Origin of the sequence: Maribacter algarum (ex Zhang et al. 2020) (assembly GCF_005885635.1) — a bacterium.
Lineage (GTDB): Bacteria > Bacteroidota > Bacteroidia > Flavobacteriales > Flavobacteriaceae > Maribacter_C > Maribacter_C algarum.
Map to the genome: position 1 here is coordinate 102,437 of NZ_VATY01000004.1, position 11,909 is coordinate 114,345.

Genomic DNA, 11,909 nt, shown 5'->3' on the forward strand with positions numbered 1-11,909 from the left:
ACTCAAAAGTAGCACAAAAAATCAGAGCTCTTTTTTAAGAATCTCAATATGTCGCATCAAACGCTTTACTTCTAGAGGCAGTGTACCGTTATAAACACCTCTAATATATCCTTGTTTATCTACCAAAATAAAGTTTTCGGTATGAATAAAATTAGAAGGCTTTTGGGTTTTTGTAAAATCTTCATCTGCAAAATATCCGTTTCGCGCAATATCATAAATTGCCTCGGTATCACCTGTGACCAAATGCCACTGTGGTAGTTTTACACCATTTTGTTTGGCATATACGTTCAATTTATCCACGGTATCGTTCCAAGGCATCACAGAATGCGATAAAAGCTTGATATCTGGGTCGTCTTGATATGCCGCTTGAAGCATCCCCATATTCTTTGTGAGTTTGGGACAGATACCTGGGCAAATCGTAAAGAAGAAATCTGCCACATATATCTTACCCACAAAAGTTTCGTTGTTAACTAGCTCTCCATTCTGATTACGAAAAGAAAACTCTGGAATCTTGTGATTTCCTTTATCCCATTCAGGAGTGAAAATAGCGGAATTGAAATACGGCAATGTAGTCGCACTTTCCTTGTTATTAGTAACTAAGTCACTCTTATTCTTATCCACCTCAACACAAGAAACAAGCTGAAGTAAAATGGCAATCAAGAAGGCATACTTATTCCAGTTCATTTGAATCTACGTTTACCGTGTAACATTTCTTTAGACCAATCAGACCAAATCGTTCTCCATTCTTAACCTCGTAATTTGCTCTTATTTTTCCGTTATCGGTCCACATACGTTGACTTCCTGTCTCTTTTCCTTTGGAGTAATTAAAGTCTCGTACGAGTTGTCCGTTTTGGTACCATTCTTTCCTATTCCCTTCGTACTCCCCTTTCTCGTTGAAGTGATAGTCGAATTTTTTGCTTCCATCTTCCCACCAACCTAAATGATTGCCAACTTTTACACCTTTAGAATACAAACGATGCTGTGCAAGTTCTCCATTCGGATACCATTGCTTTTCGTATCCATCTTTACGTCCTTCTTTATACTCTAATTTCATTTTGAAGGATGAAGGGTTGTACATACTGACGAGTTCCCCTGTAAAGGGTTCACCTTGATACTCCAAGACACCATTGTTCAGTTGGAGTTCGTTACTGGATTTATCAACAGCCAAAAGCTCACTTTCACAAGAAAGAAGGCAAAGAGAGGAACATAGGATGAAAACAAAAATTCGCATGTATTTACATACTTACATTCCCTGGTGTACCATAATAACCATTCCCGTTCAAATAAGGGTCGGCATCGGTAATGTGATAGTGGTAAATACCATCGGGAAATTCTGTAGTAGCAGAAGTATGTCCGTGAAAATCATCTAAATCAGCATTTGTGATTTCAGCACCATTCTCCATGGGGCCATAAACCGGAAAACCATCGGAAAGTAATCCTAAGAACGCATCGGCTCCATATTCCCCAGTGAGAAAAGTAGGTTCGATATGGTAGTGGTAAGTACCAGCATTTTGTGGATGCCCTAAATATTGGTCAAAAGAATTTATCTCACTCGTTAAAGGCTGATTGTTAGGGCCGGCATATTGATTAAAAAATACAATCCCGTTTCTAGAAATACCTATAGGACCGAGTCCTGTTTCTTCATTGGTACTTGCAGCACTAGGAGCTAAAGGAATCGTAAAAACAATATTCTGTTCAGATATCCGATTCGGATTCAAATTAAAAGAACTATTATCACCGTTGTAGGCCTCATAAAGTTCGTGCGAAGTATCCCAATACGGGCTCTTGTGATTCGGAAGGTCCGTGGTGGTGAAGATTACATTACCTCCGCTCACTTCGTAAGACAAGTCAGTTCCGTCGAATAAACTTAAAACAGGAGTGATATCATAAGAAGTCTCATCGGTAACATCATCGTCAGCATCCTGGTCTTCTCCTTGTGTAATTTCTGTAGTAGGCGTATCATTATCATCTGATGAACACGAACTGATGCTAAAACTTAAAAAGACTACACTTAAGATAAAGTGGAAAATTGATTTTAAACTTTTCATACAATTTGTTTTAATGTTTTGTAATTATAAGATTTAGGACTAAAAAACAATCAAGCCCAAAAAGACGATTTGTAATTAATTTCTAATCGCCTCTGAGGCTTCTATTAGTTTATCCAACTCAGCACTGTTCTCTTCGCTTAGCGGTAATTGATTTGTATTTAATAAATTTGGCTGCTCTAGCGGGTTTTCAATAAGATTATAAAGTGCTTCAGAGCCATCAGCGAATTTGATGTACTTATGCGTTGCGTTTCTGATGGTATAATCCGAAGTACCCAAATCATTCCCTACCTCGGTATACACAAATTCCCTAAAGGATGTATTCGTAGTACTCAATAATCCCTTAAAACTTCTGCTATCATGAATTTCGGTTGTACCGCTACCAGCTAAATCAGCGATAGTGGCAAATAAATCCGTAGTATTGATAAGAGCATCCTCGGTCTCATTTTGACGAGTTACATCTGCACCTGAGATGATCATGGGGGCGTTTACACCACCTTGATATACTTTTCCTTTTGCCCTTTGGCTATTGTATTCTTGCACAACTTGACCGGGAGTTCCATTATCGCCTACAAAGATGATAATGGTATTTTCTCTCTCCTCTACTGACAAAGAAGCCAAAAGTCTTCCCATTTCGGTATCCACAGCTTCAAGAGCAGCCATATAATATGGAGTTGGATTATTGCTTATACTAGCATCATCAGTGGGCAAACTACCTTGGGAATGCAAATCCGACGGAGGTACATGAAAAGGAGTATGTGGCGCATTATATGCCAACCATAAAAACCAAGGTTTTGTTTGGTCATCAACCCAGTCAATGGCCAAATCAGTGAATTTTGTAGTAGTATATTCTGTGGAATTCGTTGAGTTTCCATCTTCTACTAGCGTCCAGTTCGAGTAATCTTGAACCCCTCCGCTTAGAAATCCGGCATATTTGCCAACACCCATATTGGTTGCATGATTTACATCTCTTGACAAATGCCATTTTCCAATAACCGCATGACTATAGGCTTCGTTTGTGTTCTCGTCCAAATACTTTTGAATGGAAGTTTCTGTGGTGGATAGTTCATCATCAACTTTCATCACATTCGTTCGAAAACCATATTTACCGGTAATTATACTCGCCCGAGTAGGTGTACAAGTTGGATACGACCAAACATTATTAAAGATCAATCCCGAACTAATCATATTCTGTAAATTGGGCATATTCGGCTTGATACTTCCAAGAGCGTATCCCGGACTAGCATCCAGACCCATATCATCGGCGATAATTAAAAGAATATTGGGGTTCTCGTTCGTCGATTCTTCCATCGTTTCCTCGACTACATCTTCTTCTATAGCATCAATAACTTCATCGAGTTCTTTATCAGTACTGCAGCTGAAAAATAAAAACACAAAAAAGAGCAAAAGGAGTTTGAAGATTTTCATATTAGACTTGGGGTTTAATTGTCAATTGGACTTCTTAAAACTAAAAAGGTTTAAAAAGAACCCTAATTTGTTGGTTTTATTGTGTAAAATGGGTAGGTATCCGGTAAACTCAACTTTCATTTTTCAGGGCCTTGACATCTATAATCAATTGAGCAATTGACGCTCTATTAAGTCCATTATAGATACCTCTGATATGTTTGTCCTTATCAATAAGCAGGAAGTTTTCAGTATGTAAAAAATCATTAATGTCTTTCGGGATACCTAAATCATTTTCAACGAAATATTGATTTCTTCCTAGGTTGTAAATTTCTGTTTTGTCTCCGGTTACCAAATGCCATTTACCGTCGATAATAGCATTCTTTTTTGCATATTTTTTAAGTACAGATACTGAATCTATGGAAGGTGTAACGGAATGGGACAAGAAGAGAATTTCATCATCATTTTGAAACTCTTTTTGTAGTTTTAGCATATTCCCGGTCATTTTCAAGCAAATGCCTGGACAGCTGGTAAAAAAGAAATCGGTAATATAAATTTTGTTGTCAAAAGTGTTTTGAGTGATGGTATCCCCTAACTGATTAACCAGTTTGAAATTGGGAATCTTATGAAATTGCTTCTCAGCATCACTATTGGGAGTTAACCAATTGGGCGTAAAAGAGGCATCACCATAGTAGGGTAAATAATCAACCCTACTGGTTTCAACCACCTTAGCCTTCTCTTTCTTTATTTCTTGTTTACAACTTGTAGAAAGTGCAAAACAAAAAATCAGAAATATGCCTAAATTATTTGATTTGAACAACTGTTTCATCTTCTAATTGATAACATGAATTTGCGCGGCGCATTCCAAAAATCCGTCCATTTTTTGACTCGTAGTTAACATATAGTGTTCCGTTTTTTAGCCAAGCTTTTTGTAACCCTTCTTCTTTTCCATTTACCATTTGCCGCTCCTTAGCGAGCTGACCGGTGGGATACCACTTCTTCTCCACTCCACTAAGCTTTCCATTCCGATACTTTGCTTCAGAAGCTAGTACTCCGTTTTCCCACCAGCTTTTGTAGCTTCCATCTAAGCGGTTTTGCTTGTAGTACGATTCAATTTGAAGTTCGTCCTTTTGAGACCACCGCTTTGCAATGCCTTCTCGCTTTCCATTATAGAAACCAAGTCTTTCTGCTAAAGTGTCGTTTGAATGGTATTTTAGGGAATATCCGTTGTACGGTTCTCCTTCATAGTACCACCGGCCTTCTACCTGATTGAGTACCAAATCATTTTTCGACACCTCAACACTGTTGATAATGATTTGTGCATCAACAGTGCTTTGGGCATCGGAGGTTTTTTTGCAACTAAAGCTAGTGCAAGAAAGCAGGACTAAGACTATGAGATGAATCGTTTTCATAGAGTGTATTAAAAGCCTTGAAAGGGGCCTGCGAAAGCGATATAAGAACCTGTTGTGGAATAAATTTCATTGATAATATGGTAGTGATACTCTTCTTCGCCATCCGAGTACTGCGTACTGCTCGTGTGTCCTCCGGAGGAATCTAAATCTGTAGGATAGCCTCCTGTTGCGTTGCATTTTCTTCCGTAAAGAAAAACACCATCCAACAAAATACCAGCTAATTCATCATCGTCATCCGTAAATGCTTTTGGTTCTAGATGATAGTGATAAACACTTGGTCCGATATGGGCTCCGGTCCAGTCTAAACTACCTGCAGCTTGATCTAAAGTCCCATTTCCCTCTTGGTCATTAAAAATATACGAGCCACTCACTGCAACCCCTATAATACCTAATTCTGTTGCGACTGTACTTCCTGTCAAATTAGGAGTTGCATCAACCATTATGGTTTGTGCTTGGTCACGGTCAGGGATTCTAGTTGGCGTAAGACGTACATCAGGTTCTTCTCGATAAAGGTCATTGTCATCACCCCAATACACGGTCTCATGATTCGGTAATCCTGTAGTTTCTATAACTACATTTGAACCGTCCAAAAATATAGTCGTTGCGTCTTCGTTAAATGCAGCAAAGGCCGCGTGAAGTTCGGTTACTGTTTCATCATCATCTGTTCCTTCCTCATCTAAAGGCACATCGGAAACACTATCGCTGCTACAAGCAACAAATCCGATTAATGCAAAAAGAAGTGCTGGAAGTAGAACGGGTAAACTTTTATATCTCTTTATCATGGTAGTATATTTTTTTTTAGATCTATTATTTCTTAAAAACTTGTGCCTAACTTCTTTAATTTCTTCTTTCCCTTCTTTTAGGTCTTGGCGCCTTTTCAAATTCTTCTGCTGTGATAAAGCCATCTTCATCGGTATCGATTTTTGCAAAATCCTTTTTTAGCCGTCCTTTTATTTCATCCGCTGAAAGTTTACCATCTTCATTCGAATCCATCTCCTCGATTAGTTCTTCAAATGTGGGTGGCTTTTGTCTTTCCTGCCTATTTTGAGATTGCCCAAAAGCACTTCCAATAAATAATACCGTCACCCCAAAGGCCATTAAAACTGTTTTGATCGTCTTATTTTCCATCTTTTTATTTTTACATATTTGATGGTTTAGATGACATCGTTTCTATAAACTTGTGCACGCATCTGTTAAAAAAAGCACAAAAAAACCCTGACTTTTAATCAGGGTCTATCACGGTAAAACTGGAATATCAATGTCTTGGTGGAGGTGGTCTGCCTTCTTCACCCGGACTTCTGCGGGGAGGTCCATTTCGCCCTGGAGGTCCTTGTCTGCCTAAAGCATCTTTTATAATAGATTTCAGTAGTTCCTTTTGATTATCATTACATAACTCCCCTACGGCTTTGAAAAATCGAAAGGTTTCCAATTCTTTCGTTTTCTCTTTATTGGCAATTTGGGAAGCAATTGCATTAATTTCCGAATCATCAACAGTTTCATCTGACAGTCTATCAAACAGGGAATCTTTTAATTCCCGAATGTCCGCTAGAAGCATGTTTATATTTTCTCGATGCTCCATATCCAATTTTTCAAACTTTTGCGTTTGTGAGTCATCAAATTCTAACTGTTTGGCAATAAAGTTACCTGGACGTGGTCCTCGACCACGTTCATCGTTATCTCCCGCACTAAAATGCTTGAACAAAAAGAAGCTATTCACCAACACGAGAAAACCCAATAAAATATACAGGAGTAAATTATTCTTCATATAGGCTATTTTTGGTACAGGAACGAATCGGTGGTTGTTTCTGAAAATCCATAGACTTCAGCGAAATTCTCTACATTCTCGTCGTTGCCGCTATCGGCGTTATTCGATAACAAAGCGAATGCATTTAAAATCACAAAACAAACCAGTGCCGCAGCTTGATATCTCGGGGTAAACCAATCTAAATAACGCACTCTTTTTACCTCTTCAACATCTTGCTCTGCCATTCTGTTGAGCACTTTTTCTTTAAAGAAAGGTGGTGTTTTAACCATGTTAATATTTGAAACACTATCCAATGTGTCTTCAACTAGCTGGTCGATATTTGGTTTACTTTTCATGTGTTTAGTACTTTGGTCTTCTATTTAGATGCACAACTTTCTAAAAACTTGCGTCAATTTCCTTCTTTTTTATAATAGTCGTGCAACAACTTCTGCAAATTCTTTTTGGCCCTGAATAGCAAAGATTCAATGGATGAGACAGTCTTATTGGTTATCTCACTAACTTCTTGATAACTTAAATCATCTATTTTATTCAAGGTATATACAATCCGTTGGGTTTCTGGCAACTGGTTTATCGCTGCGAACAGAATTTCACTTTTCTCTTTATTCTCCAATTGGATACCAGGATGTTTGAACTCCGTGAAATATGAACTCCGGTCTATTGGTAAATCATTTCCCAAAAGCGACTGCCTAAAACCAAAGCGTTTTTTAGTATTTTTCTTTCGAATGAATTCCAAGCTCTTGTTTACCGAAATGCGGTAAATCCATGTCGTTAGTTTTGAATCACCTTTAAACTTACCAATTGAATTAAAAACTTCCACAAAAACTTCCTGTGCAATATCTTCAGCATCTTCTTGATTAGGTACAAAGGAAATACAAGTGCCGAATACCTTTTGCTTATATTCATCAAGCAATTGCCCATAGGCTTGGTTGTTTCCTTCCCGTAAAGCTTCAACGAAGTTTTGTTCTTCCAATAGCAAGATTTGTGTCCCAAATTACATAAATTAAACGATTTCAAAACCCTACCTTTGCAGCCCTAATTAAGGAACAGATGAAATTACATAGGAACTTGGTATTTGCTGTAATCGACGGATTAGATCTCATCTTCAATGAAGGGGAATATGCCGATAAGGTGGTACAGAAAGTTTTGAAAATCGATAAGCGTTGGGGCAAACGTGACCGCGGATTTATCGCCGAAACCATTTATGAAATGGTGCGCTACAAAAGGTTGTATGCGGAAATTGCAGATGTTCGTGCGCCTTACAGAAGACAAGATTTATTTCGTATGTGGGCGGTTTGGGCTGTTTTAAAAGGATACAAGTTACCAGACTGGAAACAAATCGAACCTACCCCAGAACGCCGTATCAAAGGGAAATTCGACGAGCTTTCAAAAATCAGAAAGTTCCGGGAATCTGTTCCCGATTGGATAGATGAGTTGGGAGAGAAAGCTTTAGGAGATAAGCGTTGGACAGAAGAATTGGCCAAGCTCAACGAACCTGCTGAAGTAATTTTAAGAACGAACACCTTAAAAACAACTAAAGAGAAGCTTCGCAAAACTTTACTCGAAGAAGGTATTGATGTAGAACCCATCAAAGGCTATTCATCCGCTTTACGATTACCAGAACGGGCGAACGTCTTTCAAACAGAAGCCTTTAAAAAAGGATATTTCGAAGTCCAAGATGCTTCTTCACAGCTTGTAGCTGAAATGCTAGATATCAAACCTGGACAAAGGGTTGTAGACACTTGTGCAGGAGCCGGTGGAAAATCATTACACCTAGCTGCGTTAATGGAAAACAAAGGTCAATTAGTGGCTATGGATATCTACGGTAGTAAATTGAAAGAACTTAAACGTCGCGCCAGAAGAAACGCTGCACACAATATAGAAACGCGGGAAATCACCTCCACAAAAGTTTTCAAAAAACTCTACGGAAGTGCAGACCGCGTCCTAGTCGACGCCCCTTGTACGGGATTGGGCGTATTGCGTAGGAACCCGGATTCCAAATGGAAGATGCAACCTGAATTTTTAGAGAAAATCATCAAAGTACAACACGACATCATTCGTTCCTACAGTAAGATTGTAAAATCTGGTGGTAAGATGGTTTATGCAACTTGCTCCATTCTTTCACAAGAAAACAACGACCAAGTCATTTCTTTTTTATCCTCAGAAGAAGGTAAAGATTTTACCTTAGTGAAAGAAAAGAAGATTTACGCTTCTAAAAGCGGGTATGATGGATTTTATATGGCCTTGTTGGATAAAAAGTAATAAGCATGTCACATCGAGCGGAGTCGAGATGCTACACGTTATGGTTCTCGACTCCGCTCGAACTGACAGTAGTTATTTAGAATACATCTTACTCCTCCCCTTTCAAAGTAGGATACTCCACCCCCAACTGCTCTAGGTACGAATCAAACTTCGTTTCATCATAATAGAATTTCTCCAATTCCGCACGGAACTGCCCTTGCTTGTCGGTGTTCAAATAAACAGGTGGTAAATCATCTGATGAAATCATAGGTTCGTACTTGTCTTCTTTACTTTGGACGTCATTGAAGTAGGTCCAAGCGTCTTTTAGGAGTTGTGGTTTTAAAAGGAAGTCCAGAATGGTCATGGCTTCTGCTTTTGCACCTGCAGTCACTCCTTTATGAGCGATGGGAGTAGCCATTGCGATGGCATTGCTCCAATGATGTCCCTGCAGTCCGGGAATGTTGGAAGGGTAACGCATCGTTATTGTGGGAATCTTCCATGAAATATCCCCAATATCATCGGAACCGCCACTAATAGGCTCAACTTGTGGCAAGCCCAACTTCATTAACTCTGTGGCCAAACCTTCAATTTTATTTGAATTCACTTCAGTCTGAACCGCTTTTGCCAAAGCTTGGTCTTCTCCAGACCATTGCGGGAGTCCCACTTTTTTGATGTTCTCGTACATGGTTTCTGCTATGACTTTGTTGAAATGTCTTGGCCATGCAGCTCCTAAAATACGTGAGGTCATTTTTGTTCCGGTCATCAAGGCTGCGCCTTTGGCCATATCATTGGCTTCCGCATACATTTCCATGATGCCTTTGTATTTGATATCCCTGAAATAGAACCAAATGGCTGCTTTTGATGGTACTACGTTTGGTTGGTCTCCCGCATCCGTAAAGATGGAATGGGAGCGTTTTAATGGATGCAAATGCTCTCTTTTATAGTTCCAACCGATATTCATGAGTTCGGCAGCATCGAGAGCGCTTCTTCCGCGCCACGGTGCTCCGGCGGAATGTGCCGCTTCCCCTTCGAACATGTACTCAACTGAAATCAATCCTGTACCTCTAGTTGGTCCGTAGGATACACCAAGGTTGCTGCTCACATGGGTAAAGATGCACATGTCGATTTTATCGAAAAGTCCGTCGCGTACATACCATGCTTTTGAACCCAATAACTCCTCCGCAATTCCTGGCCATACCAAAAGTGTTCCTCCAATATTCTCCCGTTCCATGATTTGTTTTACGGCCAACACCGCAGTAATATTCATAGGGATTCCCGAATTATGCCCTTCTCCATGCCCTGGCGCTCCTTCTACCATTGGTTTGTGATACGCCACTCCCGGATATTGCGATGCCTTCGGAATACAGTCTACATCACTACCAATGGCAATTACCGGACCGTCTCCATTACTCCATTTGGCAAACCATGCCGTTGGAATACCTGAAATGGAATTCTCTATGGCAAATCCGTTTTCTTCTAAGATTCCCGTAAGGTATTTCGAAGATTCGAATTCTTGAAAACCGAGTTCAGCAAAACTGAAGATTTTATCCACCATCACTTGCGATTGCTTGTGGTTCGCCTGAACGATAGCAGCTACTTCGGTTTTCAATTTTTCAATCTGTTTGTTTGATTTTTTCTTTTGGGCAAATACACTTGCAGTAAAAAAGAGCATAAAGCTCATCATCACTAAAATTCTGGACATTTTCATACGGTTGGATTTTTTAGAGTTCGCTATCTCCTAAAAGTAGGAAAACAATTGGAAAGTTGTTACCACGAATTCCCTAACTTAGTACAAGCGCAATATCCTTTTATGAAAAAACTTCTAGTTCGAATCGCCTCAACACTATTTCCAGCGGCAATCACTTCTTATGCATACAAACAATTAACCAACCCACAAATTCGAAAATTACGCGAAAGTGAATTGGGTATTTTAGATAAAGCGGATACGGAAAAGCTTCGATTTAAAGATTTTGACATTCAGCTGTACACTTGGCGGGGCGGTGATAAAAAGATCCTTCTTATCCATGGATGGGAAGGCCAAGCTGGTAATTTTTCTGATTTGATTACACCCCTTTTACATGCCGGATACACCGTATATTCCTTTGACGCTCCGTCGCATGGTTTTAGCAGCAAAGGTGAAACCAGTCTATTTGAGTTTACTGAATTGGTAGGCCTCTTAATACGTAAATATGAAGTTAGCACTTTAATAAGCCATTCATTTGGCGGTGTCGCAACAACCTATGCACTTTTTGAAAACCAAGATCTACAGATTGACAAGTATGTGCTACTTACCACTCCCGATAAGTTTAGTGAGCGTATAGATGACGTTGCCGATATGGTGGGGATTACCGAAAAAGTAAAAAGTAGATTAATCCGCCGTCTAGAAAAAGAAACAGGAATGGACCTTAAAATATTGAATGTCAGTAAATTTGTGCAATCCATCAAAGTGAAAAGCGCTTTGATAATTCACGATACTAAGGACAAGGTCATTCCGATTGCGCGTTCTAAAAATGTCTATCAAAATTGGCCCGAAGCTGAATTTAAAGAAATTGAAGGAACGGGACATTTTCGTATTTTAAGAACAGCTTCTGTCATTAAGGACGTAATCGCCTATCTAAATTAAATCAAAAATGAAGCCCCGTATCGCAGTAAAAATACTTTTAGGCATAGTTATCGCAGTGACCCTATTTCATTTGTGCATTCTTCTAAAAGTTATTCCCTATGATATTACTTGGGGTGGACGCTTGACTAATGATACTGAGATGTATGTTTTCGAGACCTTTTCGATAGGGTTGAATTTGATTTTAGGTATGGTTTTGCTTTTTAAAGGGAATCTAATCAAACCCTTGTTGCCCATAAAAATGGTGAATGTTGTTCTATGGGTATTTCTTATTCTTTTTGCAGTAAATACAGTTGGTAATCTTTTCGCGGAAACTAATTTTGAAAAAGGTCTTAGCGTGATTACCCTCGCATGTTCCCTGTTCCTTTGGATAATTTTAAGATCAAAAGGAGCCAAAAAAATTAAATCCAAATCGTAACGATTTC

General features: G+C 39.2%; 15 protein-coding genes. 3 read left to right on the plus strand and 12 right to left on the minus strand.

Translation table 11 applies throughout. The annotated features are described in order from the left end of the window. Positions 1 to 21: 21 nt before the first annotated feature. From FEE95_RS17575 to FEE95_RS17625, 11 genes are all read right to left on the minus strand, one after another. Positions 22 to 684, minus strand: coding sequence for an SCO family protein (locus FEE95_RS17575; RefSeq protein ID WP_138659331.1), 663 nt, complete (start codon positions 682 to 684; stop codon positions 22 to 24). Then, the gene (locus FEE95_RS17580) at positions 671 to 1,231 is read right to left on the minus strand and encodes a toxin-antitoxin system YwqK family antitoxin (protein WP_138659332.1); all 561 of its coding nucleotides are present in this window, start codon (positions 1,229 to 1,231) and stop codon (positions 671 to 673) included. Before FEE95_RS17580 ends, FEE95_RS17575 begins: the two co-directional genes overlap by 14 nt. Before the next feature lie 4 nt (positions 1,232 to 1,235). Beyond that, positions 1,236 to 2,048, minus strand: coding sequence for a YHYH protein (locus FEE95_RS17585; RefSeq protein ID WP_138659333.1), 813 nt, complete (start codon positions 2,046 to 2,048; stop codon positions 1,236 to 1,238). Positions 2,049 to 2,123: 75 nt separating this feature from the next. Beyond that, on the minus strand, positions 2,124 to 3,473 hold the full coding sequence (locus FEE95_RS17590; RefSeq protein ID WP_138659334.1) for a sulfatase-like hydrolase/transferase: 1,350 nt from the start codon (positions 3,471 to 3,473) through the stop codon (positions 2,124 to 2,126). Positions 3,474 to 3,582: 109 nt separating this feature from the next. Next, positions 3,583 to 4,278, minus strand: a complete 696-nt coding sequence (locus FEE95_RS17595; RefSeq protein WP_138659335.1) for an SCO family protein — start codon at positions 4,276 to 4,278, stop codon at positions 3,583 to 3,585. Then, the gene (locus FEE95_RS17600) at positions 4,253 to 4,861 is read right to left on the minus strand and encodes a toxin-antitoxin system YwqK family antitoxin (protein ID WP_138659336.1); all 609 of its coding nucleotides are present in this window, start codon (positions 4,859 to 4,861) and stop codon (positions 4,253 to 4,255) included. The genes FEE95_RS17595 and FEE95_RS17600 overlap by 26 nt, the downstream gene beginning before the upstream one ends. Positions 4,862 to 4,869: 8 nt before the next feature. Next, a complete protein-coding gene (locus FEE95_RS17605; RefSeq protein WP_138659337.1) occupies positions 4,870 to 5,643 on the minus strand; it encodes a YHYH protein in 774 nt (257 codons plus the stop codon). A gap of 55 nt (positions 5,644 to 5,698) precedes the next feature. Continuing rightward, positions 5,699 to 5,989, minus strand: coding sequence for an EF-hand domain-containing protein (locus tag FEE95_RS17610; RefSeq protein ID WP_171037080.1), 291 nt, complete (start codon positions 5,987 to 5,989; stop codon positions 5,699 to 5,701). 127 nt (positions 5,990 to 6,116) lie between these two features. Further along, entirely contained in the window at positions 6,117 to 6,626 is a 510-nt protein-coding gene (locus FEE95_RS17615) for a hypothetical protein (protein WP_138659338.1), read from the minus strand. A gap of 5 nt (positions 6,627 to 6,631) precedes the next feature. Then, entirely contained in the window at positions 6,632 to 6,961 is a 330-nt protein-coding gene (locus FEE95_RS17620; RefSeq protein WP_138659339.1) for a hypothetical protein, read from the minus strand. A gap of 53 nt (positions 6,962 to 7,014) precedes the next feature. Beyond that, positions 7,015 to 7,596 (minus strand): RNA polymerase sigma factor, encoded by a 582-nt coding sequence (locus FEE95_RS17625; RefSeq protein ID WP_138659340.1) that lies wholly within the window; start codon positions 7,594 to 7,596, stop codon positions 7,015 to 7,017. Positions 7,597 to 7,673: 77 nt separating this feature from the next. Here FEE95_RS17625 and FEE95_RS17630 point away from each other — a divergent pair, with 77 nt between their 5' ends. Then, positions 7,674 to 8,885 carry an RsmB/NOP family class I SAM-dependent RNA methyltransferase gene (locus tag FEE95_RS17630; protein ID WP_138659341.1) on the plus strand — a complete coding sequence of 404 codons (1,212 nt, stop codon included), beginning with the start codon at positions 7,674 to 7,676 and terminating at the stop codon, positions 8,883 to 8,885. 88 nt (positions 8,886 to 8,973) lie between these two features. Here FEE95_RS17630 and FEE95_RS17635 read toward each other — a convergent pair whose 3' ends face one another. Then, positions 8,974 to 10,572 carry a zinc-binding metallopeptidase family protein gene (locus FEE95_RS17635; protein ID WP_138659342.1) on the minus strand — a complete coding sequence of 533 codons (1,599 nt, stop codon included), beginning with the start codon at positions 10,570 to 10,572 and terminating at the stop codon, positions 8,974 to 8,976. 102 nt (positions 10,573 to 10,674) lie between these two features. On the opposite strand from FEE95_RS17635, the gene FEE95_RS17640 reads away from it, so the two are divergent. Continuing rightward, a complete protein-coding gene (locus tag FEE95_RS17640) occupies positions 10,675 to 11,487 on the plus strand; it encodes an alpha/beta fold hydrolase (protein ID WP_138659343.1) in 813 nt (270 codons plus the stop codon). A 7-nt stretch (positions 11,488 to 11,494) separates the two neighbouring features. Beyond that, a complete protein-coding gene (locus tag FEE95_RS17645; protein ID WP_138659344.1) occupies positions 11,495 to 11,902 on the plus strand; it encodes a hypothetical protein in 408 nt (135 codons plus the stop codon). Positions 11,903 to 11,909: the final 7 nt, after the last annotated feature.

Bases quoted from the DNA above. Each gene is read 5' to 3' on its own strand.
- FEE95_RS17575 (WP_138659331.1), bottom strand. From the start codon at position 684: ATGAACTGGAATAAGTATGCCTTCTTGATTGCCATTTTACTTCAGCTT.
- FEE95_RS17635 (WP_138659342.1), bottom strand. From the start codon at position 10,572: ATGAAAATGTCCAGAATTTTAGTGATGATGAGCTTTATGCTCTTTTTT.
- FEE95_RS17600 (WP_138659336.1), bottom strand. From the start codon at position 4,861: ATGAAAACGATTCATCTCATAGTCTTAGTCCTGCTTTCTTGCACTAGC.
- FEE95_RS17645 (WP_138659344.1), top strand. From the start codon at position 11,495: ATGAAGCCCCGTATCGCAGTAAAAATACTTTTAGGCATAGTTATCGCA.
- FEE95_RS17605 (WP_138659337.1), bottom strand. From the start codon at position 5,643: ATGATAAAGAGATATAAAAGTTTACCCGTTCTACTTCCAGCACTTCTT.
- FEE95_RS17640 (WP_138659343.1), top strand. From the start codon at position 10,675: ATGAAAAAACTTCTAGTTCGAATCGCCTCAACACTATTTCCAGCGGCA.
- FEE95_RS17590 (WP_138659334.1), bottom strand. From the start codon at position 3,473: ATGAAAATCTTCAAACTCCTTTTGCTCTTTTTTGTGTTTTTATTTTTC.
- FEE95_RS17620 (WP_138659339.1), bottom strand. From the start codon at position 6,961: ATGAAAAGTAAACCAAATATCGACCAGCTAGTTGAAGACACATTGGAT.
- FEE95_RS17630 (WP_138659341.1), top strand. From the start codon at position 7,674: ATGAAATTACATAGGAACTTGGTATTTGCTGTAATCGACGGATTAGAT.
- FEE95_RS17610 (WP_171037080.1), bottom strand. From the start codon at position 5,989: ATGGAAAATAAGACGATCAAAACAGTTTTAATGGCCTTTGGGGTGACG.
- FEE95_RS17595 (WP_138659335.1), bottom strand. From the start codon at position 4,278: ATGAAACAGTTGTTCAAATCAAATAATTTAGGCATATTTCTGATTTTT.
- FEE95_RS17615 (WP_138659338.1), bottom strand. From the start codon at position 6,626: ATGAAGAATAATTTACTCCTGTATATTTTATTGGGTTTTCTCGTGTTG.
- FEE95_RS17585 (WP_138659333.1), bottom strand. From the start codon at position 2,048: ATGAAAAGTTTAAAATCAATTTTCCACTTTATCTTAAGTGTAGTCTTT.
- FEE95_RS17580 (WP_138659332.1), bottom strand. From the start codon at position 1,231: ATGCGAATTTTTGTTTTCATCCTATGTTCCTCTCTTTGCCTTCTTTCT.